The 23,716-nt window shown below is 46.7% G+C and carries 21 protein-coding genes; 1 reads left to right on the forward strand and 20 read right to left on the reverse strand.

The genetic code is table 11. The features are described 5' to 3' along the window. Positions 1-5 precede the first annotated feature (5 nt). The 5 genes from M1D59_RS19035 to M1D59_RS19055 all read right to left on the reverse strand — a co-directional run bounded on the left by M1D59_RS19035 (position 6) and on the right by M1D59_RS19055 (position 6,121). Positions 6-4,016: a metallophosphoesterase gene (locus tag M1D59_RS19035; RefSeq protein ID WP_458117602.1), complete on the reverse strand. Its 4,011-nt coding sequence runs from the start codon at positions 4,014-4,016 to the stop codon at positions 6-8. Between the two features lie 97 nt (positions 4,017-4,113). Continuing rightward, on the reverse strand, positions 4,114-4,473 hold the full coding sequence (locus M1D59_RS19040) for a phage holin family protein (protein ID WP_023856370.1): 360 nt from the start codon (positions 4,471-4,473) through the stop codon (positions 4,114-4,116). After that, positions 4,470-4,670, reverse strand: coding sequence for a PspC domain-containing protein (locus tag M1D59_RS19045; RefSeq protein WP_020453083.1), 201 nt, complete (start codon positions 4,668-4,670; stop codon positions 4,470-4,472). Before M1D59_RS19045 ends, M1D59_RS19040 begins: the two co-directional genes overlap by 4 nt. 4 nt (positions 4,671-4,674) lie before the next feature. Beyond that, entirely contained in the window at positions 4,675-5,769 is a 1,095-nt protein-coding gene (locus M1D59_RS19050; protein ID WP_020453084.1) for a DUF4097 family beta strand repeat-containing protein, read from the reverse strand. A 25-nt stretch (positions 5,770-5,794) separates the two neighbouring features. Continuing rightward, the gene (locus tag M1D59_RS19055) at positions 5,795-6,121 is read right to left on the reverse strand and encodes a DUF4870 domain-containing protein (protein ID WP_020453085.1); all 327 of its coding nucleotides are present in this window, start codon (positions 6,119-6,121) and stop codon (positions 5,795-5,797) included. A gap of 214 nt (positions 6,122-6,335) precedes the next feature. Between M1D59_RS19055 and M1D59_RS19060 the strand changes: the two genes are divergently transcribed. After that, positions 6,336-6,566 (forward strand): hypothetical protein, encoded by a 231-nt coding sequence (locus M1D59_RS19060; RefSeq protein WP_023856371.1) that lies wholly within the window; start codon positions 6,336-6,338, stop codon positions 6,564-6,566. On the opposite strand, the gene M1D59_RS19065 is transcribed toward M1D59_RS19060, so the two are convergent. The 15 genes from M1D59_RS19065 to prfB form a co-directional block, all read right to left on the reverse strand. Beyond that, entirely contained in the window at positions 6,563-6,955 is a 393-nt protein-coding gene (locus tag M1D59_RS19065) for a VOC family protein (RefSeq protein ID WP_199792208.1), read from the reverse strand. The genes M1D59_RS19060 and M1D59_RS19065 overlap by 4 nt on opposite strands. Positions 6,956-7,096: 141 nt before the next feature. Beyond that, positions 7,097-9,970 (reverse strand): excinuclease ABC subunit UvrA, encoded by a 2,874-nt coding sequence (gene uvrA / locus M1D59_RS19070; protein WP_268460831.1) that lies wholly within the window; start codon positions 9,968-9,970, stop codon positions 7,097-7,099. Positions 9,971-9,977: 7 nt separating this feature from the next. Continuing rightward, on the reverse strand, positions 9,978-11,963 hold the full coding sequence (gene uvrB, locus M1D59_RS19075; RefSeq protein ID WP_025810713.1) for an excinuclease ABC subunit UvrB: 1,986 nt from the start codon (positions 11,961-11,963) through the stop codon (positions 9,978-9,980). Positions 11,964-12,146: 183 nt separating this feature from the next. Beyond that, positions 12,147-12,380, reverse strand: coding sequence for a CsbA family protein (locus tag M1D59_RS19080; protein WP_020453089.1), 234 nt, complete (start codon positions 12,378-12,380; stop codon positions 12,147-12,149). Positions 12,381-12,497: 117 nt separating this feature from the next. Then, the gene (locus M1D59_RS19085; protein WP_020453090.1) at positions 12,498-12,791 is read right to left on the reverse strand and encodes a DUF5316 domain-containing protein; all 294 of its coding nucleotides are present in this window, start codon (positions 12,789-12,791) and stop codon (positions 12,498-12,500) included. A gap of 125 nt (positions 12,792-12,916) precedes the next feature. After that, positions 12,917-14,152 (reverse strand): PDZ domain-containing protein, encoded by a 1,236-nt coding sequence (locus M1D59_RS19090; protein WP_458117603.1) that lies wholly within the window; start codon positions 14,150-14,152, stop codon positions 12,917-12,919. A gap of 273 nt (positions 14,153-14,425) precedes the next feature. Further along, entirely contained in the window at positions 14,426-14,779 is a 354-nt protein-coding gene (gene swrA / locus M1D59_RS19095) for a swarming motility protein SwrAA (RefSeq protein WP_003185659.1), read from the reverse strand. A 352-nt stretch (positions 14,780-15,131) separates the two neighbouring features. After that, a complete protein-coding gene (ctpB, locus tag M1D59_RS19100; RefSeq protein ID WP_224146363.1) occupies positions 15,132-16,550 on the reverse strand; it encodes a carboxy-terminal processing protease CtpB in 1,419 nt (472 codons plus the stop codon). A gap of 127 nt (positions 16,551-16,677) precedes the next feature. Continuing rightward, positions 16,678-17,736, reverse strand: a complete 1,059-nt coding sequence (locus tag M1D59_RS19105; protein WP_458117604.1) for a tartrate dehydrogenase — start codon at positions 17,734-17,736, stop codon at positions 16,678-16,680. Positions 17,737-17,890: 154 nt separating this feature from the next. Further along, positions 17,891-19,141 carry a murein hydrolase activator EnvC family protein gene (locus M1D59_RS19110; RefSeq protein WP_035337775.1) on the reverse strand — a complete coding sequence of 417 codons (1,251 nt, stop codon included), beginning with the start codon at positions 19,139-19,141 and terminating at the stop codon, positions 17,891-17,893. 92 nt (positions 19,142-19,233) lie between these two features. Beyond that, positions 19,234-20,124 carry a permease-like cell division protein FtsX gene (ftsX, locus tag M1D59_RS19115; RefSeq protein ID WP_026580168.1) on the reverse strand — a complete coding sequence of 297 codons (891 nt, stop codon included), beginning with the start codon at positions 20,122-20,124 and terminating at the stop codon, positions 19,234-19,236. Further along, positions 20,117-20,803, reverse strand: coding sequence for a cell division ATP-binding protein FtsE (gene ftsE, locus M1D59_RS19120; RefSeq protein ID WP_003185670.1), 687 nt, complete (start codon positions 20,801-20,803; stop codon positions 20,117-20,119). Before ftsE ends, ftsX begins: the two co-directional genes overlap by 8 nt. A 350-nt stretch (positions 20,804-21,153) precedes the next feature. Continuing rightward, a complete protein-coding gene (gene cccB, locus M1D59_RS19125; protein ID WP_020453096.1) occupies positions 21,154-21,480 on the reverse strand; it encodes a cytochrome c551 in 327 nt (108 codons plus the stop codon). A gap of 48 nt (positions 21,481-21,528) precedes the next feature. Next, on the reverse strand, positions 21,529-22,383 hold the full coding sequence (locus M1D59_RS19130) for a YitT family protein (RefSeq protein ID WP_020453097.1): 855 nt from the start codon (positions 22,381-22,383) through the stop codon (positions 21,529-21,531). A 201-nt stretch (positions 22,384-22,584) separates the two neighbouring features. Continuing rightward, a protein-coding gene (gene prfB, locus M1D59_RS19135; RefSeq protein WP_096748347.1) for a peptide chain release factor 2 occupies positions 22,585-23,686 on the reverse strand; the annotation gives its coding sequence in 2 pieces (ribosomal slippage) (positions 22,585-23,613 and positions 23,615-23,686; 1,101 coding nt in all). Positions 23,687-23,716: the final 30 nt, after the last annotated feature.

Here is a 23,716-nt window from a genome sequence, read left to right on the forward strand (position 1 = left end):
TCCCCTTAGGAAAACAAATGCTTTTTACGTTCACAAATGAATACCGCAGTCAGCCAAAAGCCGATTACAGCAATTGGGGGATTTTTCATACCTGACGGCTCAAGTTTCGCTTGCTTTAACTTCATGCCGGCCGGCGGGGGGCTCCCCGACAATTGCCACAGAGCTGAGCCCACCCCGGCGGTTTGATCTATCAAAAAGGATCTCATGCCGTCATCTTTTGTCGTCAATTTCCACATCTGAGATCTGCTTTTGCCGCCGTAATGGTCAGAAGCTGCGGCGTACCAGAAATAGGTTGTGTTCGGCTGTAAATCCTTCCATGTCACTGAAGCCGTCTTTCCGCTTTTCACCGTTTTTGCTTTCCCAATTTCCTTGTTCGAAAAGACATTCAGCTCAAAATAATCGGTTTTAACCTTTTTCTTCCGTGGTTTCAGATCCGTTTTGATGTTGAACTCGTCTTTCGGGCCGAATTGGTGCGGATCATAAAAATTATAGTCCTCAAGATATGGCGAATACGTTTTGACATGGATCGTGTCATGCTTCGGATCTACATGAAGAATTCTTAAATAACCTTGGCCTCCTTCAGGACCGCCCTGATAGTCGGCAAGCATTTGATACACCTTGCGATCCGTCTTGCCGTCCCCGTTATCATCAAGCCTGTCGACTTTTAAGTTGGAGCTGTGATAGTGGCCGCTCAACACGGCGATCACATTCGGATTCCGCTTGATGATCTGTTCAAATATTTTCTCCCCGATTGGACTTCTGCTTCCGCTGACAAGCAAAAACTCGTGAAATGACAAAATCGCTTTTCGATCGGGATGGCGTTTCAGAACATCATCTATCCACTGCAGTTCTTTTTTTCCGATTCCCCACCCCATCGATACCATGATATAGTCGTTTCCCCCGCTGGAGATGAGATCGTAATGCCCTTTGTTATTCTGATAAGACCCGCCGTAATGCGGTTTTTGTTTAAAACGTCTTTCCCCGAAATACCTGCCGAATTTCAAATAAGACCGGTCTTTATGGCTGACATCGTGATTGCCCGCCAGCACGCCGTATGGAACTTGATGGTCGTCGAGAACTTTCATGAACTGGTCGGCGCGCTTCCATTGCAGCGGCTGATCCGCTTCATCCACAAGATCCCCCGTATGAAAGACGTACTGAATGTTCAGCTTATCCTTTTGTTCGGCGATCCACTTGACCTGACGTTCAAAAATGTGCGGATAGCTTTCCGAATAATATTGCGTATCAGACATCCACACAAATGTATAGTCATTTTGCGAAAGCTGAATTTGATCCTGAATGATGATGCTCGCCTTGGATTGACGGATATAATCGGCAGCTTTTATGCTTCCTTTGAGGGTGAAAGGTTTTTCATCCTTTGCAACATGGAATGTCAGCGTCTCCCACCTCTTGCTCGTCCAATTCCAAGCGAACATGGAGACTTTTCTGCCGGGAAGCGAACTGCCTCGCCACCGCACTTCCACCTTGTCGTTCGGCCCCGTATTTTCATCCACTTTGACATCAAAGCGATGGTACGGAAACTTTGTTGTTGATGACGTTTCAAAACCTTTTCCGTCAGGTGCGGACATGCCGCTGCGCTCTTCTTTTGTCATCGCCTTTTCCCCTCTGACCGCAAAGCTTTGCGGAGGTTCCGTCCCGCTTTCGTTCGCTGACACGTCAACGTGCTCTTCGTCTTTTACAGTGTACTGAAACCCTTGATGGAATGACACTTTCATCTTATCTTTGGTCGGGTCCTTGACGCGAACGGCCAGCTTAGCTTGTGTGCTGCCGGGGGCATTTTTGACCTGGGCTGGCTTGTCCGGCTTTTCCTCTTTAATATAAAATGCCTTTTTCACGATTGACAGGTTGCCGGCGCTGTCCTCCGCTTTTATTTTCAGTTCGTGCTTTCCCGCATCCAGGCCGGCAGAAGATATAAAATAGGGAAGCGCTATTTTTTTGCCGTCAAGAACGGCTTTTATGCTTTTCACACCGCTCCATTTATCGTGTGCGACCGCATTGATCTCAAACGATCCTTTATACGTCCTGCCGTCTTTTAATGACGTTTTGATCTCAGGGCCTGTATTATCAACCGTCACCCTGCGGATGAGCCTTTCTTCGCCATTCTCCGCTTCAACGATGTGCGGCCCTTCATCCCAGGCCTGTGTATGCCATTGACTGGCAAGCGATGTAAACTTGGCTTCCGGAATCGAAAAACGGAATTCATACCATTCGCGCGCCCCTGGACCGTCGCCGGCCGGAAGCTCAGCTTTCGGATCGTCGTACTGCTCATCGCGAATGATGGTCCCATCCGCTAAGATAAGACGGGGATTCTTGAGGACAAAATCATCCCTGTTTTCTTCTGCAGATTGTTCAAATGGGGTTGACTTCGTGCCTGAACGAACTTTAATCGCAAACGGCTTTCCTTTTTTAAATTCCTCCGGAGAAACCGGAACCGTAATGGTCGTATACCGGCGGCGCGAATCGTCAAAAACTTTTTGAACCCTTCTGCCGATCGTTACAGCATTTTTAAAATACAGATTTGTTTGATTGACATCGAATGCAAAGTAGGCTTTTTTTTCAAGCGCTGATTCACCTTTTTTTTGTTCAATTCCGTCAATCCGAATTGTCGTTTTAAAAGGCGGCTTTTCTGCTGTGGCTTTCAACAGCATTTTTCCGGAAACGGTTCCGCCTTCGCTTACATTCAGCCTGAGCCCCTTTAAAATCCGCTGTTCAAGCGGTATCGTTTTCTTTTCAGTCGCCGTAACATTTGATCCATCGCCGGCCCGCATATAGTATTCCACTTTTTCTTTGCCAATGAGCTCGGCAAAATAGATATTGTGGCGGTACAAACCGTCATTGCGGCTTTTTTCAACACGGACTTCAGTAAACGGCTCATCATCATTCATACGGTAGAAAAACTGCGCCTGTTTCACTTGCCGATTGTCTTTCATGTCAGCTAAGAGCTGAATCGTTTCACCCGGTTTGACCGCTTGATGATCCGTCATATCATGGATCGCCGGCTTTTCTCTGTCAGGCATGACCGTCACCGTCTGTGAAGGAACCTGCGCCTTCAGGAGCGAACCAGGAGACGGTGTTTCTTCCCCGGCCGATATCATTTTCATATGCTTCGTTCCATCCAGCGGATATCGATAAAGAAGCGCTTTATTTTTAGTGACATCAGTTTTATCCGGCTTGCTTTGATAACGGGCAGATGCGACCTCTTCCCCGCTGTTTGTGCAGATAATCACCTCTCTCGGCGCCGTATTCGCCAGGCCGCTCCCTTTGAGAACAGAAAGCGTTTTGCCTTCACGAAGGTGAACACCGTAATGCTGATTGAAGTCATCTTCCGTCAAATGTCCGTTTGAGCGGTTTTTCACCCAAAACACGTGTGTTTGACCGGAAGGAATCGCCACATCATCGCGTTCAAAAGGCCAGACGGTGTCTGATTCCTTGCCCTTTTCAGGATGCCTGTATTTCATTTTGTAATTGTTCAGGTGAACAGCTTTATTGGTATTGTTATAAACTTCAATAAATTCATAGCCGTCCTTTGCACCGGTGTTTGACGTGTCGACAGCCATTTCCGTGATCAACAGCTCCGGAAGCTTTTGTGTATCCGTACGTACGCCTTTCAGGGCGACAGTATACACATCCGTCTTCACAGAGGAACGACCGGCCTGAGCCTCAATGTAATACTGGACTTTGTCGGATGCTATGGATTCGCTTTCCAACTTGGCAATATAGCCGTTCTGTTTGCCCGGCTCTACTTCCATCGGAATCCCCCGATACGGCAATTCGGCATGCTGCTTGTAATACAGAATGACCGTGTCAGCGGCCGCCTCCGCGGAAAAATACAAGTCGTCTCCTTTTTTTACTTGTTCAACAGAAGTATGCCTGATGGCCGGTGAACTAAGCTGAATGTGCTCTTTTTCCGCCGCGGACGATATCGGCATCTGTAAGGCAAAAAGTAAAACTGCGGCCAGAAACAAAAGGGTTTGGCGATTTCTGTACTTTTTCATCGTCTACCTCCCTTTCGTATTTTGCCTTTACAGATCATTTTTATGAAAGAGACATCCGTGCAAAAAAAAGAAGCCTGATGAATCATCAGACTTCAACTTATTTTTTGGACATCGGTTCGATAATTGCTTTTTGAATGAGCAAGTGGAAAACCGACAGGACGATCGACGCAAAAATGGCTGTCCCAAAGCCGTCCAGGTCAAAACTGTCCCCCATAATGGATGCGGTCATATAAAGAGTAATCGCATTGATGATAAACAAAAATAAACCTAACGTAATCACCGTGACAGGCAGCGTCAAAATCACCAGCACCGGCTTCACAAACATATTTAAGATCGATAAAATCAAACTTGCCGTGATGGCTGCCCCGATGCTTCTGACGTGAACCGAATCAAAGTAACCAGCAATAACGATTAATAATAAGGCATTGACAAGAACGTTTATGATCCATTTCATCATCTGTCGACGTCCCCTTCATTCGGCACTAGGAATACCCAGACAATATAAATCAGCAGAACGGGAACTCCGGTCGAAAATATAAATAATAGAACCGTAATGATTCTCAGCAATGACGCATCCATATTTAAATACTCAGCAAGACCCCCGACGACCCCGGCAATCTTTCTGTCTGTTTCGGATCGAAATAGCCTTTTCATTGTATCACTCCTGTGTATGGTTTAAATGGATCGATCCTGTCTTCGATTCCAAAAAAACAGTCATGCTATGATCATGATTTTGATTTGCTTTTAGATACATTTCTTTCTGGATTGTCTCGTTTTTTTCTTTTAAAATTTCCGCATCTGACAGATCATGAGACAGAGAACCGAGATTGCTTTTCAGCTCCGCTGTCACAGCGCAGTCCCGGGGAACATTCAGCTCTACGCTTCCAGTCGTTGTTTTCACGTATGCCGTCCGGCAGTGCGGATTTTTGACTGTTGCAGCAATATTACCGTTAAAGCTCTGCAGGTCAAGTGCATCGCATGAACCTTTAAGATCGATCAATCCATTGATGGTTTCCGCTTCAATCTCTCCACAAGTATGGTCGGCGAGTTTGATTTGCCCATTTGCAGTTTCCAATGAAGCTTTTCCTGCCGTGAGAGCAGAGAACGACAGCACGCCGTTCGTCGTTTTGGCGGACAGCTCTTTTACGTTTAAATGTTCCCCTCTGACCGGGCCGTTAAACAGCTTAAAGCGGATTTTGCCGTACTCTTTGTCCGGTATATAGACGGTAAGGTTGGTCTTCATTGTTTTTTTCTCCGTGCGGATCGTGAACTTATCGCCTTCCACACCGCAGTCGATATGCTGGAGAAAAGCCTGCCTTGCTTCATCCTGATTTTCGGCGCGGTACACTTTTGCCTGGCATTCGACTCTGATGTCGGAATCGTTCCATGGTACAAGGTTGACGCTGCCGTTGGCAAGCTGAATATCCAGAGTCGAAAAATCGGAGTCTTTGAACTGGAATATATGCTGAACCTCGAACGAGTGCCCGAAATTCAAATCCAGGTCTGCTTCTTTCACTTTTTTTACAGCGGTATCAATCCATTCGAACAGTTTGGAACCGATTGAAGGCTTCGGTTCTTTTTTCTTTTCGCTGTAGAAGTCTTCCGCATCAATGACATTTTCAGACAGAGCTGTCACCTTGCTCTCCGTTTCTCTGTAGTCTTCTTCAAGTTTTTCGATCAGGATCAGCGCCTCTTTCGCAGACAGTTTTCCTTCCTCGACCAATTTTAAAATTCGCTCTTTCTCATGCTTCATGAAAAGCTCCCCCGTTCTCCTTCTTTTAGGCCTGAGTCAGCATTTTAATCCCTTGAACAACGTTCCAGACCACAATAATCAAGCTGATGATCCCGAAAAAAACAAAACCTCCGACCATGAAAATGACCGCCAAATAACCGCCGTCATTAAAGATAAGCGAACCGCTGATCGCGCCTGCTGCCAATATGACTACGCTTATAAACGGAATAATATGCGAAATAAGCGAACGCATCGCATGCTTTTTCGTTTCTTGATCATCTGTTATAAAATACGCAGCGATTGGCAAAATAAGCGGGGCAAAAAAAACGCTAAAATAACAAATTGCAGAAATCAGTGCGTTGTTTCTCGTCATGCAAAACACTCCTTATCGATGTAAAGCGTTCTTGTGAGTCTAATGTACAGTGACCTTATACTCAGTTTACGTGTATCTTGGCCTTTAGGTTTCATTTTCATTCGATCGGCGTGCGTCAAACTTCGCGAATTGATTTTTTTAGATTTTATGAATAGATTCTTTTTTTATAACCCTTTAAAATATGTGGCAAAGCCAAAGAAAAGGAGCGAGCGTTATGAAACAGAAATCGGAAGTACACACCTCATCCGCCTCCCAGCTTCTTAGTCTGATTCAGGAACAAAAAAGGATGAATCAGGAGATCGTGAACCGATTGGAAGCGATCAACTCCGCTCCTCCGCTTTCCAGCGAAATCCGCTATTTAAAGGTTCTGCTGAACAGCAGCAGCACCCACATTTTAAACAGTATGATTGAAGCGGCCAAACACATCAGCCGAACTGAGCGTTAAACGTTCTCACGAAGTTCGTTTGATATTTCAACCAGATTTCCGTCGGGATCTCTGATATACACCGAAACGATCGGTCCTTCAGCGCCCGTCCGCTCTGCGGGGCCTTCTTCAATCTGAATGGACAGCCCTTCCAGATGACGGATCACATCATCAATGCCTGTATTTGTGATGAAACACAGGTCCAGGGAGCCGGGCACCGGGTGCTGTGCCTTCGGCTCAAATTCTTTTCCGGCCTCGTGGAGGTTTATTTTTTGCCTGCCGAATGTCAGCGCTTTTCTTCCTTCTCTAAAAGTGACCGCATCCATCCCCAACACACGGCTGTAAAATTCGCATGTCGCTTCAAGGTCTTTGACCGTCAGGACCAGATGATCAATCCGATCGATCTTCATCACCCCATCCCCCTTTATGGTTTGTTTTTTACGTTATAACAGCTATTGAATAAAAGAGCAATGAAAATCTTTTGAACAAAGCTTGCCGCTGATCATTCGGCCATTGAAAAAGCCGCCGACGTGAGATCGGCAGCATGTTATTTACGGTCTGACAGCTTCTTTTTCCTGAAGCCGCTTTTTCATTCTGTTTTTGTCGCGTTCAATGATCGGTTTTAAATAATGGCCGGTATATGACCCTTCAACTTTCATGACTTCTTCGGGCGGTCCGGAGGCCACGATCGTCCCCCCGCCGTCTCCTCCTTCAGGGCCCAAATCGATCAAATAATCAGCTGCTTTTATAATATCGAGATTGTGTTCGATTACAAGCACGGTATCTCCATTATCGACCAGGCGCTGCAGAACGGCCAAAAGCCTTGCGATATCATCGACATGCAGTCCTGTCGTCGGCTCGTCCAAGATATAGAGTGATCTTCCCGTTGAACGGCGATGAAGTTCAGATGCCAATTTGACCCGCTGCGCTTCTCCCCCGGACAGCGTTGTAGCCGGCTGTCCGAGCGTAATATAGCCAAGCCCGACATCATAGAGGGTCTGCAGCTTGCGCTTGATTTTCGGGATGTTCTCAAAAAATTGAACGGCATTTTCGACCGTCATCTCAAGCACGTCAGAAATGTTTTTACCTTTGTATGTGACCTGAAGCGTTTCACGGTTGTATCTCTTTCCGTGGCAAACCTCACAAGGAACGTATACATCGGGCAGGAAGTGCATCTCGATTTTGATAATTCCGTCGCCTTTGCAGGCTTCACAGCGCCCGCCTTTGACGTTAAAGCTGAAGCGCCCTTTTTTGTATCCTCTGACTTTCGCTTCATTCGTCTGGGCAAACACGTCACGGATGTCATCGAACACGCCGGTATATGTGGCCGGGTTTGACCTCGGCGTCCGGCCGATCGGAGACTGGTCGATGTCGATCACTTTATCGAGGTGCTCGATTCCTTTTATTTCTTTGTATTCTCCCGGTTTTGCCTTCGCCCGATGCAGCTTCTGAGCCAGCGTTTTGTGGAGAATTTCATTGACGAGCGTGCTTTTCCCTGATCCCGATACCCCGGTGACAGCTGTGAACACGCCGAGCGGAAACTTCACGGAAACATTTTTCAAGTTGTTTTCCTTTGCGCCTTTTACCTCGATAAAACGGTTGTCAGGCTTCCTTCTCTCGGCAGGAAGAGGAATGAATTTTTTCCCTGAGAGGTACTGCCCTGTCAGCGACTGATCATCGTTCATCACTTCTTCCGGTGTTCCGGCAGAGATCACTTCTCCCCCGTGTACGCCCGCGCCGGGTCCGATATCAATTAAATAGTCGGCGGCAAGCATCGTGTCCTCGTCATGCTCGACGACGATCAAGGTGTTTCCGATATCCCTCATGTTTTTGAGCGTATCAATCAGGCGGTCATTATCGCGCTGATGAAGACCGATTGACGGCTCATCAAGAATGTAGAGGACACCGGTCAGCCTTGAGCCGATTTGCGTTGCAAGCCTGATCCGCTGCGCTTCTCCTCCCGACAGAGTGCCGGCGGCACGGCTGAGCGTCAAATAGTCAAGCCCGACATTGTTCAAAAATCCAAGGCGCTCTTTAATCTCCCGCAAAATGAGGTTAGCGATCTTCATGTCTTTTTCCGAAAGTTCAAGTTCACGGAAAAATTGAAGGGCGTTAGAAACCGACATTTCGGTTATTTTGCCGATATGAAGGCCGTTTATCAGCACGGCGAGGGATTCCTTTTTCAGACGGTAGCCTTTGCATGAAGGGCACGGCTGATTGGCCATGTATTTTTCCATCAGTTCCCGAACGTAATCAGAGCTCGTTTCTTTATAGCGCCTTTCGATATTGCGGATGACGCCTTCGAACTCAATGTAGTTTTCCCGGACCTGTCCGAAGTCGTTTTCATATCTGAAATAAATCTGCTCGTCTCCGCTGCCGTAAAGGATTTTTTCAAGCTGGTGCTTCGGCAGCTCCCTGACCGGAACATCCATATCGATTCCATAATGGCTGCATACCGCTTCAAGCAGCTTCGGATAATACTGGGAGCTTTGCGGTTCCCAAGGTGCAATCGCATTCTCCTTTAGCGACAGCTCATCGTTTGGAATGACGAGCTCTACATCGACTTCCAGCTTGGACCCGAGGCCGTCGCAGCTCGGACACGCGCCGAACGGGCTGTTGAAAGAGAACATTCTCGGCTCCAGTTCACCGATTGAAAAACCGCAGTGCGGGCAGGCATGATGTTCGCTGAAAAGTAGCTCTTCCTGTCCGATCACATCGATGATCACGCGGCCTTCACCGAGGCGGAGCGCCGTTTCGAGCGAGTCTGTGAGACGGGCTGCTACCCCTTCTTTTATAACGATACGGTCGACGACAACTTCAATCGAATGCTTTTTATTCTTTTCGAGCTCGATGTCTTCTGAGAGGTCGTTCATTTCGCCGTCGATCCGGACTCTCACATAGCCTTGTTTTCTGATTTGGTCGAGCACCTTCACGTGCGAACCTTTTCTTCCCGAGACGATCGGCGCGAGCACCTGGATCTTCGTGCGCTCGGGATATTCCAAAATTCTGTCCGTCATCTGTTCGATCGTTTGCGAGGTAATTTCAATCCCGTGAACCGGACAGACCGGCTTTCCGATTCTGGCAAACAGCAGCCGGAGATAATCATAGATTTCCGTCACCGTTCCGACTGTCGACCGGGGGTTCCGGCTCGTCGTTTTCTGATCGATGCTGATCGCCGGCGACAGGCCTTCGATCGCATCGACGTCGGGTTTGTCCATCTGTCCTAAAAACTGGCGGGCATACGCGGAGAGAGACTCGACATAGCGCCGTTGCCCCTCTGCATATATCGTATCGAACGCAAGGGATGATTTCCCTGATCCCGAAAGACCTGTCAGCACGACAAGCTGGTCCCTCGGAATAGAGACATCGATATTTTTCAGGTTGTGGGCCCTTGCACCTTTCACCTCAATTCGTTTCGTTGCCATTCTCCATTCATCCTTCCGATTTTAACTCTAGGAGCAAGTCGCGAAGCTCAGCGGCACGTTCAAAGTCAAGCGCTTTTGCGGCTTCCTTCATGTCGTTTTCCATTTGAGCGATCACTTTTTCCCGCTCTTTCTTCGTCATCTTCGAAAGCTTCGGCTCCTCTTTTGCTTGATATTCTTCCTGCTCTTCAGCAGCATGAGTTGCCCGGATGACGTCCCTGATCTTTTTGTTGATCGTTTTCGGCGTAATGCCGTGTTTATCATTATAGGCCTCCTGCTGTTCGCGGCGGCGCTTCGTTTCATTGATTGCGATTTCCATTGAGTTGGTGATTTTGTCGGCATACATGATCACGCGGCCTTCGGCATTTCTGGCGGCGCGGCCGATTGTTTGGATGAGCGAACGCTCAGACCGCAAAAAGCCTTCTTTGTCTGCATCAAGGATGGCGACAAGTGAAACCTCCGGAATATCGAGTCCTTCCCTCAGCAGGTTGATGCCGATGAGAACGTCATGCTTGCCGAGGCGAAGGTCGCGGATGATCTCGATCCGCTCCAGCGTTTTAATCTCGGAATGCAGGTACGTGACCTTGATTCCGATTTCTTTCAGATAATCCGTCAAATCCTCGGACATTTTTTTCGTCAGCGTAGTGACGAGGACGCGTTCATTCCGCTCGATTCTCTGCTGGATTTCGCCGATCAGATCATCGATCTGCCCTTCAATCGGCCTTACCTCAATGATCGGATCAAGCAGCCCCGTCGGCCGGATGATCTGCTCTACCATTTCAGGCGTATGCTCAAGTTCATAAGGGCCCGGCGTAGCCGACACATACACGATGTTGTGAATGTGCTTTTCAAACTCTTCAAACCTGAGCGGACGGTTATCCAAAGCGGAAGGGAGCCTGAATCCGTGATCGACGAGAACCTGTTTCCTCGCCTGGTCTCCGTTGTACATTCCTCTGATCTGCGGCATGGTGACATGCGACTCGTCTATGACCATCAGGAAATCGTCCGGAAAGTAATCGAGCAGCGTATATGGAGTCGAACCTGCCGGACGAAGCGTCAAATGCCTTGAATAGTTTTCGATGCCCGAGCAAAAGCCCATTTCGCGCATCATTTCCAAATCGTATCTCGTCCGCTGTTCCAGACGCTGGGCTTCAAGGAGCTTGCCTTCTTCACGAAGCGCTTTAAGGCGCTCTTCCAGCTCCTCTTCAATGTTTATGATCGCTTTCTTCATCTTTTCTTCCCGCGTGACGAAGTGGGAAGCCGGGAAGATCGCGACGTGTTCCCTCTCCCCTAAAATTTCGCCTGTCAGGGCATCCACTTCCCTGATTCGTTCGATTTCGTCCCCGAAAAATTCAACCCGGATGCAGTGCTCATCCCTTGAAGCCGGGAAAATCTCGACGACATCGCCGCGCACCCTGAATGTTCCGCGCTGAAAGTCGATATCATTCCGCGCATATTGGATGTCAACGAGCTTTCTGAGCAGCTCATTTCGCTCGATTTCCATTTCCGCTCTGAGCGAGAGCACCAGTTCCCTGTATTCCTCCGGGGAACCCAAGCCGTAAATACAAGAAACACTCGCCACAATGATGACATCTTTGCGTTCAAAAAGAGCAGACGTGGCAGAGTGCCTTAATTTATCAATCTCATCGTTAATGCTGGCATCTTTTTCGATAAATGTATCAGTCTGAGGCACGTAAGCTTCAGGCTGGTAATAGTCATAATAGCTGACAAAATATTCAACTGCGTTGTTTGGGAAAAATTCCTTAAACTCGCTGTACAGCTGTCCGGCGAGCGTTTTGTTGTGGGCGATGACGAGAGTCGGTTTGTTGACTTCTTTAATCACGTTTGACATCGTAAACGTCTTTCCTGTACCAGTCGCCCCCAAAAGCGTCTGATGCTTTCTGCCTTCATTGATTCCTTTGACAAGCTGATCAATCGCTCTCGGCTGATCCCCCTGGGGCTGATAATTCGAGACTAATTCAAAGCGGTCTTTCACAAAAAAGCCTCCGTTTCTTTACGAAATCTTCCTGCTTATTATTTTAACACACCCGAAGTAAAAATACGAACTAAAGTTCGGTTTCTGTGTTTTCCCACAAAAGCCGACCCTTCCTGATCTATCAAAAAACCCCTCCTTTTTGTCATCAAAAGCAGGGCTTTACGGCAATCATTCTTACGATTTCTATGAGTCTTCCTTCTTTTCACCCGCCTTTTTCGCCGCATAGAGTGAACCGGCCACGAGCGAGACGATATCAAGTCCTACAATAAAAAAGGTTTCCGTATAACCTTTTAAATATGAAGCGAACAACAGCGCTGCGGTCAGCGCAATCCCGACGTAATGGTTATAGGTCACCCTTGTAAAAAACAAGACAAGCAAGAAAGGAAATATCAGTGCAAAAACGGCTTTTGTAAACACAAAAACCCTCCTCACGTTTCTTGATCTTATTCGATTATATTAAAGAACAAAGAAACGGACAAACATGGACACTCATTCATTTTGTCCATTATCATGCCGCGTTATTCGAATCAGACGTTAAAAGGCGAAAAAGAACGAGATTCCGGCTGCCAGGAGGTTCGGCATGGCGAAAACGGCGAGTGCGTTTGCCAGTTTGCCGTTCCACTCCCTGTGCTCCTTCGTTTCCGAATCGTGATTTCCCTTGAACCGGTCACCGCTGACAAATACGCCGGAACATAAAGCAGACAGCAGAATTGCGCCTAGTCCGGCGGATCCCGAAACTTTGAAAATCAACGTCCAATCCCCGGCCGCAGCCGAAATCAATACAGCTATCAAACAAACAAAAACACCGGCGAGAAAAGCCTTTTTCATCAATCATTCTCCTTCAATCGGTTCTATCCATCATCCTAGCGGAACGTTTTGTAAAAGACAACCAAAAAGATTCCCCAAAAGGAAAAGCAAAAGCGCCCGAAAAAGCGGCGCTTTATTAACATCAATTATTCTGTTTCTTGTGAGGCGGCTGCCTCAGCGTGCTTCATCGCCGCATCCTCTTCTTTTACAAAGATGATGCCAAGCTCATGATGCTCTCCTTCATATGAAGCTCTTTGTTCAAAACGAATTTCATTGTTTAAACCGACGACTTCAAGTTTGAAGAAAGCACGGTTCTTTTGAAGCGCTTCGTAGAAGTCCGCCGCATTTTTCACTGAAATCCCGTTAACCTTCGTGATGATTTCGCCGATCTTGAGACCAAGATCGGCTGCCGGCGTGTTCGGAATAATGCCGAGCACCACGAGCCCCTGGTCTCTCTTTGAAAAATGGAAAGGGGCGGAATTATCGTTCATCCGCTGTTTCCATGATAAAAAGGCCCTTCCTGCGATCGCCGCTCCGGCGGCAAGAGCGGCAAGCGGCGTCCACCATACGCTTCCGGCCGCGAGCAGCAGAATGATAATACCAAGCACGCTGATGCGCTTCGCTGTAATTTTAATGCTTTCAATCGGAAGCGATCCTTGAACTCTTTGGCCGAAGCCGATGAAATAAGGAATCCAGAGGAGCTCAAAGCCTCCGTTAAATGACAGAACGGGCCACCACGGAACCGATGATTCGATCGCATGTCCCGGAATGAGAATGAACAACGGCAAAAGCCAGGTTCTGCCCGCAACCTGCTGGCCGATCGGGAGCCCCCTTTTGCTCATAACGATCGCAGGGGAAGTTTTGATATGTGCCGTTTTGTAGACGAGCACTCCTTCCGCTACCAACAGAAGTCCGAGCAAGACGGCAGCAGCCGGCCAATTCGCGAGGGACAGCTGCGGAAGTAATGCGTCAAGCGCTCCGAAACCGGTGTATTCGATACATAAACCGGCGACGATGCTCACGCCAAGCGTATATGCCGCTGACAGCAGACTCTGTCTGAAAGTTAAAGCTGCGGCAACGCTGACCGCCGCTATTAAAACCAGCATACCCATCGGCAGATACAGCCCTAAGCCGAACGAAACAATGGACAGCACGAGTCCTGCCAAGAGTCCTTTGGAATATGTAAACTTAAACTCGTCATAAATATCTTCAATACGCGTATGAAACGTCTTTCTTTCACGTTTGATCCGGGCATAGCCGTAAGCAAGACTCATGATCATCATAAAATAGAAGAGCGGGTGCAGAAAAAACAATCCTGCTCCTTTTAAAAGTTCAATTAAGCTTTCTTCAACTGACAAGGGAACGTTCACCGCCTCAGCCAAGCATTTCAGGCCGCCTTAAATACGGCAGCTTTTTAACGTTGGATATTTTAGGGAAACCCAGCTTGTCTAAAGCGTCGGCACGAGGAAATGACGTGCGGCCGTTCAGGCGGGATGCCTGAGCCGTCAGCCGCAGAAACTTTCGTCATGATGCTTTAACGCCGGTGCTTTTTAAGCGCATTCGTGACGACAAATGCTGGCACCTTTAGACAAGCTGGTGCATTTTATTATTATTCTAACAAATAATAAAATGCTTGGGTATGGTAAACGTGAGGTTTATTTCTCCTGGCTCATCCAAAGCGTCACATTCGACAAAGAAAAGTCTTTCAGGTAATGATTGACTTCGACATCTAGAATATCTCCTATCAGCTGCATTGACCGCTTGATATCGGTCAGATTGATGCCGAGCCGCTTGTGGTTGTCCATCAAGTAGTTGAAATAAAGTTCCGCGCAATCCTCATTGATATCCTCCACACTTTCGACCGAAGTGTAGTTTACGAGGTATCTGCTGAACAGCATAAGCAACCCTACTGCCTTTGTAGCGGAAAACGTAACGTCTTGTGATCGAACTTTTAACTGCTCCACTAATTCATAGTATTTTTTCTCTCTCACAATACTTGCCCTTTTCAATCGTGTACCCCCATTTATTATTTATATATAAGAAAAGCGCAAGCGTCAGACGACTCCACCAACAGAGACGAAGAACGCAAACCGCGCTAACATTCTCCGCAAAAAAAATGCACACATTATAATTCTTGAAAAAGCTTTGGTTCTATTTTAAAAAGTTTTCCTTAGTTATACAACTTGCAAAAGTTACATTTTTACTGCATCTTTACATCCTTATAAAGTCTCCCATACACTTATGTTATCGGGTCAATTCTATTCATTATGAATGTTTTTTTTATGAAAAAACAAAAATTTTAGGTAAAAAGATTGAGAATTTATTTTCTGAGAATAAAAAAAGTGAGGACATCCTGTGTCCTCACTTTTTGTTAAACAGCACTTTTAATGCGGTTTGCAGCTGAAGATCGTTCTTTTCTTTCATCTTTTTCTCTTCAATCCGCAGGTTCATTGTATTTGCCGTTTTTTGGTCAATGATGCCCGTTTGTTTCAGCTTGTTTTCAGCCTGAAACGCCATGACGGCTTTTTTTGTGCCTTCACTGTAATAGCCGTCTTCCCGGCCGGGGACAAACCCGAGTCCTTTCAGCAGGTGCTGTGCCCGCTTAATTTCATTGTTGTTCATATCCGGCTTGAGAGGCTCCTTCAGCTGTACAGGCCCCACCGAGAAATATGCAGGCTGGGCGACTGGAACGGTCGGCTGAATTCCCTGCTTATGGATCCAATTCCCTTTAGGCGTCAGCCATTTATACAGCGTCAGCTTAATATTGCTTCCATCTCCCATCGGAACCGCTTGCTGGACGGTTCCCTTTCCAAAGGAAGGATCGCCCACCACGTCGTAACCCTCGGCTTCTTTTAATGCACCTGCAAGAATTTCCGACGCTGAAGCGCTGCCCTTGTCCGTAATCACGCTCACAGGATATGGTTTTTTCTCTTTTAATTTTGAGAAGTATTGTTTTTTATTTCCGTTTCTTTCGGCGATTTGTATATATGGATGATCTTTTGTCACAAAATGTTTTAAAATGTCTTCAACGCTTTGCAAGTATCCGCCCGGATTGCCTCTTACATCCAAAACGAGCCCTTTTATTCCCTTTTTCTCAAGCTTTTTCAGTTCAGCAGTAAAATCTTTTGCCGTATGTTCGGAAAAGGAAGATATTGCGATATAGCCGACAGGTTTGTCCTGTATTTTTTTAATGGAAGCAAATACCGTTTCCAGCGGAATTTCATCGCGCTTAATTGTAAATGTCAGCTGATCTTTCATGCCGGGCCGATGAACTTTCAGCGTAACCGTCGATCCCTTTTTGCCCCTGATCTTTAATACGGCGTCATTCAAATCCATTCCGGCCATGGAATCGCCGTCGATACTGATGATTTCATCGTTCGGCTTTAACCCGGCTTTCTCTGCCGGAGACTGTTTAAAAGGAGAAACGATAATGATTTTCCTGTCTTCCATTCCGATTTCTGCGCCGATTCCTTCAAAAGAGGAATCAAGGGAATCTGAAAACCGCTTTGCCGTCTGTTTATCCATATAAACCGAGTATGGGTCATTCAATGTTGAAAGCATGCCCTGTATGGCTCCTTCCAACAGCTTTTCCCTGTCGACCTGCTCTACATATTCATTTGAAATCAGGTCATATGCTTTCTCAATTTTCTCCAATTCGTTTCTGGCGGCAGCCGCTGATGCTTTTGGAATGGCATCATGAAACGGAATCGGACCGGCGCCTGTTACCAAGCCGCATAACAGGCTGAGCGCAATGATGAGCCGTGCAATCTTCTGATTCATCCTATACCTCCTCTTCTGCCTGCACTATGTTTTGTTGCTTGAAGTATTATGCGCAAAAACCGCCCGTATCATGTAATCGATTTTCCATTCACAGCAAAAAAACTGCCGGATTGCCGGCAGCTTTTGCTTATATAGTCTTCACACGCTTGATGATTTCTTCTGTCACTTCATCCGTCGTACTTGAACCGCCGATATCAGGCGTCAAGTAACCGCTTTTTAGAACGCCTTCGATCACGTCAAGCAATCTGGCACCGAGTTCTTCTTCTCCAAAATGATCAAGCATCATTTTAGCCGTCCAAATTTGGCCGATCGGGTTTGCAATTCCTTTGCCGATAATATCCGGGGCAGAGCCGTGCACAGGCTCAAACATGGACGGATATTTGCCGTTTACATTGATATTGGCGGCCGGCGCCACGCCTATACTCCCCATAATCGCCGCCCCGATATCGGTCAAAATATCACCGAATAAGTTGCTGGCAACAATGACGTCAAGCTTCTCCGGCTTCGTTACAAAAAAGGCCGACAGCGCGTCAATGTGCTGCGAATCAGCGGTAATGCCAGGGTAGTCTTTTGCCGTGTTCGCAAAGACTTCATCCCAAAAAGGCATTGAATATACGATTCCGTTCGATTTTGTTGCGCTTGTGACATGCTTTTTCCGTTTAGCCGCCAACTCAAATGCAAAGCGCATCGCCCTCTCCGCCCCTTTTCTTGAAAAAACGGCATTTTGGATGGCGATTTCATCTTCATCTCTGAAGATTCTGCCTCCGATCGAGCTGTATTCCCCTTCACTGTTTTCCCTGACGACAAGAAGATCGAAATCTTTTGGATTGGCCAGCGGAGACTTGATTCCTTGCAAATATTTCGCAGGTCTAACATTGATGACCTGTTCAAATTCGCGGCGGATTTTAATGAGCAGCCCCCATAGGGAAATATGGTCGGGGACAAGCTTGCTGTTTCCTACCGCTCCAAGGAAGATGCTGTCGAACTCTTTCAGCTGCTCCATACCGTCATCGGGCATCATTTCCCCGTGTTCCAAATAATACTCGCAGCTGTATGGAAACTCCGTAAACCGAAATGAGAGTCCTCCGTGAACATCAGAAACCGCTTTCAAAACTCGCTGTGCAGCAGGTACGACTTCTTTTCCTACTCCGTCACCGGGTATGCTGGCAATGTTGAATACTTTCATTAGATCATCCCCTATTCAAATAGTCGACTGTCGACAGATGTCACTTTCATTCTATACCTTGTGTTATTTTCTGACAAGAACAAATTTTGAAGCATCTCAATTTGAATAACAAAAAGCCGATTCGGTCCATTTCCGGACGAATCGGCTTTCATTTTTAAAGCGGTATATAATTGGCCGGGTCAACAGCATTGGATTTCGCGTTGTTCCAAAGGCCTTTATGAATTTCAAAGTGAAGATGCTGCCCGTAGGATTGGCCTGTATTTCCCATCGTTCCGATCACTTGTCCCTGTTCAACACGCTGGCCTGTCTGCACTTTAATCGAAGACATGTGAGCGTAGACCGTCTGATATGTTTGCCCGTTGATATTATGGGTAATAAACACAACATTGCCGTAGCTGGACGAGTAATGGGCGTTATAGACCGTTCCGGCGGCTGCCGCATGAATCGGAACACCTGAACCGCGCTTGGCGATATCTACGCCGAAGTGATTCCCGAGCGAACGATTTCCGAACCCGGAAGTAAATGTGCCGGAAGCAGGACGGATAAAGCCCGAGCTGCTTGGTGCCGACGGTTTAGAAGAAGAGGCTTCCGATTGGCCGCTTGAAGCCCGGCGGCTCGCTTCAGCTTCCTGCTTTTTCCGATGCGCCTCTTCAGCTTTGATCGCTTCATCCTGACGCTTTAAAATTTCTGCTTCATTTTCGAGTGAACCAAGTTCTTCATGCGCATGATCTTTATCTTGCTTCACTTTTTTCATGACGTTTGCTTTCTCTTTTTGCTGCTTGTCGAGCGTCTTTTTTAAATCTTCCAGGTCTTTGAGCGCTTTTTCAAGGCTTTCAAGATCCTTGCTCAGCTTTGTCTCCTTTTCCTCAACAAGCTGAAGATCGCGCTTTTGCTCTTCCATCAGGTCTTTATCAGCTTCGACAATTGTCGAAACCGCACCCGCACGGCTGATGAAATCCCCAAAGCTTTTCGAGCCGAGAAGCACATCTATGTATTGAACGGAACCGCCGTTTTCCTGCATGGAGCGAACCCGGTCTTTCAATATTTTATTGCGTTTCTCAATCTTTTCTTTAAGCTTTTTGATTTGCTTTTTCAGCTCTTCAATGCTTTTCTTTGTTTGGTCGATTTCTTCGTTTTTCTTTTCCAGCTTTTCATTCGTGTTCGTCATCTGACGGTCGATTTTCTCGATCTCGCTTTTCAGGCCTGCTTCTTTTGATTCAAGCTTTGAAAGCTCCTGTTTCTTTTTTTCGAGTTTTGACTCGTTTTCAGATTTTTTGCTTTGAACGTCGCTCTTTTTTTTCTCCAAGTCTTCATAAGCTAAAGCATGGTTGCTTTTTAGGGGGATCAGCACTGCCGACGATCCGAGCACAGCGGTCAGCCCCAGCGTCATAAGCTTTCTTTTCAACCTTGGTTCCTCCTTGCCTTCAGAATCAAGGGAGCCCGGCGCTTTGCAGGCATCCCAGCTTTAAACATGATACAACCGGCGAGAGGGCCGGTTTAAACTTTTAAGAATTTGCGAATCGACATCAAGCTTCCCCATACACCGATAACGGCTCCGATCAGCACAAGGATCGCTGAAATTTGGAAGACGAACGGATTGTACGGCAAGAGCTGTATGAATGTGCCCTGAACTTTCGGAGCGATCCACTGAACGGCATGATGATACGTTCCGAGCAAAATAGCGATCGGAATGATAGAACCGCATACACCTAAGAGCAGACCTTCAATGAAGAACGGCCAGCGAATGAACCAGTTTGTCGCGCCTACAAGTTTCATAATCTCGATTTCTTTGCGTCTTGCAAAAATCGTGATTTTGATCGTATTAGAGATTAAAAACATCGCCGTAAACAGCAGGCCGACAACCAATGCAATCCCGATTACTTTGGTGACACCGCTGATTTTAAACAGGCGGTCTACCTGCTCCTGCCCGTATGTCACCTTATAGACGTTGGTCAGCTTCTCAAGCTTCTTGGCAGCTTTCGGTGTGTCTTGAGGGTCTTTTGTTTTTACGACAAATGCATCGTTCAGCGGGTTTTCCTGCTCGAACATTGCAAAGAATTTCCCGTCTTCCCCAAAGCTGTCTTTCAGGTTTTTCAGCTCTTCATCTTTAGATGAATATTTGACACTGCTGATTTCCGGTATTTTTTTTATTTCTTTTTCCAATGTATTTTTTTGGTCCTGGTTGGCCGTCAAGTCAACAAGCACTTTGACTTCGACTTCCTGTTCGGCTTTTAATGTCATATTGTATACGTTCAGCATGATGACCATGAACACGCCGACCAAGATAAGTGTAACTGTTACAGCACTGATGGATGCGAAAGTCATCCACGCGTTTCTCCCGAGAGATTTTAAGCTCTCGCGCAAATGCCGTCCGAGAGTTCTAATCATAAGAACCATACTCCCCTCTAGCTTCATCACGCACAATGACCCCGTCTTCGATTGCGATGACCCGTTTCTTCATGGTGTTTACGATTTCTTTGTTATGAGTCGCCATAACGACTGTTGTTCCGCGGTTGTTGATCTCCTCGAGCGTCTTCATGATTTCCCAAGACGTCTCAGGGTCAAGGTTTCCCGTCGGCTCGTCAGCGATCACGACATCAGGGTCGTTGACGATTGACCGTGCAATTGAAACCCGTTGCTGTTCTCCCCCGGACAGCTGATCAGGGAATTGCCTTGCTTTGTGCTTCAGCTGGACAAGATCAAGCACTTCAAGCACTTTTTTTCTGATCACCTCTGGACGCTCCCCGATGACCTCTAAAGCAAATGCAACATTTTCAAACACCGTCAGCTTTGGCAGCAGTTTAAAGTCCTGGAATACAACGCCGATTTTCCTTCTGATAAAAGGAATCTCTTTTTCTTTGAGCTGCGCCAAATTTTTATTGTTTATGACAATCTTCCCTTTGGAAGGCTTTTCTTCGCGGTAAATCATTTTAATGAAGGTTGATTTTCCTGCTCCGCTCGGTCCTACAACATAAACAAATTCCCCGGGATATATAGAGATGCTTATTCCGTTCAGCGCCGAGACCCCGTTGGAATAAGTCTTATATACATCTTTTATTTCGATCATGTAATCACCTAATCTTCTATGTTTATACGGTCATACTCTTCGAAAGGACATGTCGTTTTGTGTCCTGCTAAATTCACGGTAAATGGTATTGATCCAAGCCCTTTTTCAACAACACCCATTATACGTCAAGATTAGACAAAATGATATTACAGTTTTGTTTCAATGCCGACATAAGTTATAGGAAAAACGCAAAATCAGACAAAAAATTTGTACTTTGGGTCTTTTCTGAGATAAAAGAACTTGTTTTTCTTCGTTCTTTAATAGGCATAAAGGCCTTTTCAACAAAAAAAGAACCTTTTTCACCCGAATGTGAAGAAGGTTCTCTTCGCCTCCTGACCGGCAAGGCATTCTTATTTTTTCTCTGAAAGCCACTTCGCGACCGCTTCAGCTTCTTTTTCGTCTACAAGATTGCCAGGCATTCCGCCGCGGCCGTTGACTACAATGTCTTTAATTTCGCTTTCCTTATACTTGCCGCCAACTTCTTTCAAGCTCGGGGCGGAACCGCCGGACAAATCCTTACCATGGCAGCCTGTGCAGTTTTGCTGGTAAATCTCTTCCCCGTCCGTTGCAGTTGCTTGCCCGCCTGTGTTTTTCTCTTTGCTTTCATTGTTATTGCCCCCGCAGGCAGCCAGCACAAAAGAAACAGCCATAAACAGAGTAAACAGCTTCATTTTCATTTTTTTAAGTCAGCTCCTTTAACAAGTCAACCTTTATTATAACCTCGATTACGCGCGTTTAAAACCCTCGCCAAGCACCTCTGAAGCATCCATCGCAATGACAAATGCAGACTCATCAATGTGTTTCACAAGTTGTTTCAGCTTTGTGAACTCGGTCTGGCCGACCACGCACATCAAAATGGGCCGCTCATCATCTGTATAGCCTCCGACCGCTGATATTTTCGTAATCCCTCTGTCAATTTTATTCAGTACCGCATGTCGAACTTCCTCTTCCCGGTTGGTAATGATCATCGCCATTTTGGAACGGTTCAGCCCGACCTGAATAACATCGATGGTTTTGCTTGATATATAAACACCAAGCATAGCATACAGTCCCTGTTCGATGTTAAAAACAAACATCGCCGACAGGACGATCGTTCCGTCGATCAGCGCCAAACATTTGCCTTGCGAAAGCCCGGTGTACTTATGAATGATTTGCGCAGCCAGCGCAGTCCCGCCTGTAGAACCCCTTCCGAGAAAGACCATCCCGATACCAACTCCGATGCCGACACCGCCGAAAATGGCGGCTAAGAGCGGATTCTCTGTCGCCGGAGCAATGTCCCGTGTCATATATACGATAAAGGGGAGAAAAACAGACCCAACAAGCGTTTTAATGCCGAATTTTCCTCCGAGTATGAGAATCCCGGCAATAAATAAAGGAATATTAAATGCCCATTGCACATAGGCAGCTTCAAAGCCGAATGATTGCAAAATGGTGCTGATACCGCTGACTCCGCCGGCTGCAATCCGGTTGGGAAGCAGAAACATATTAAATGTCATAGCGACGACAGCTGATCCAAACAGGATATAGCCGTAGTCACGCAACACCGCAAACAATTGATGTCTCGTTTTATCCATATTCATATCTGTCATCCTCCGCACGATTCGTTACCAATCGAGAGTATAGCATTTAGCTTATTGTAAGTAAATAACAGCCAAATAACGTATTAATCGGATAAAGCGGCAGAGGGACAAAGCTTCTTACGGCTTAGGCTGAACATATCCAGGCGGATTTACCCGCAAAAAAAAGACACATCTCACAATATGGATGTGTCTTTCTCCAATTTAGGAAAGCTTTGAACGCAAATATGCGTCGATGAAAGAGTCAATGTCTCCGTCCATAACCGCCTGCACGTTCCCCATTTCCGTGTTCGTTCTATGATCCTTCACTAGGGAATACGGATGGAAAACGTATGAGCGGATCTGGCTTCCCCAGCCGATTTCTTTTTGTTCGCCGCGAATTTCGTCAAGCTGTGCCTGCTGCTCTTCGATTCTGCGCTGATACAGCTTCGACTTCAGCATTTTCATGGCACGTTCGCGGTTTTTAATTTGTGAGCGCTCCGTTTGGCAAGTGACGATGACGCCTGTCGGCAGGTGGGTGATCCTGACGGCGGAGTCTGTCGTATTGACGTGCTGCCCGCCGGCGCCGCTTGCCCTGTACGTATCGACTTTAATATCTTCCGTACGGATCTCAATGTCGATTTCTTCGTTGAATTCAGGCATGACATCACAAGACACAAACGACGTGTGCCTGCGCCCTGATGAGTCGAACGGAGAAATTCTGACGAGCCTGTGTACGCCTTTCTCGGCTTTTAAATAGCCGTAGGCATTGTGTCCTTTGATCAGGAGAGTGACAGACTTGATTCCTGCTTCATCCCCTGGGAGGTAATCAAGGGTTTCCACCTTAAATCCTCGGCGCTCTGCCCACCTGGTGTACATTCTGAGAAGCATTGAACCCCAATCCTGTGATTCGGTGCCGCCGGCTCCCGGGTGAAGCTCAAGAATCGCATTGTTTTTATCATACGGCTCGCTTAACAATAGCTGCAGCTCAAATTCGTTAAATTGCTTTGTTAAGCTTTTCAGCTCGCTGACCAGTTCATTTTGCAGGTCTTGGTCAGGATCTTCTTTTAAAAGATCGTGTGTCATTTGCAGTTCTTCATGAGATTCGCTCAACTTGTTATACGTGTTGACATAATCTTTTAACGCATTCGCTTCATTAATGATCGTCTGCGCTTTCTGCTGATCTCCCCAAAAGTCAGGGTCAGCCATCTGCTCGTCTAATTCGCTGATTCTTGCTTCCTTTGTTTCGAGGTCAAAGAGACCCCCTGAAGTCCGCTAATCGAGTAGCCATATTTTCAAGTTCCTGTCTGATTTCTGCCAATTCCATTATTCTTTCACCTCATCATAGATTTCAGCC

The organism is Bacillus sp. PK6-026 (genome assembly GCF_054161455.1).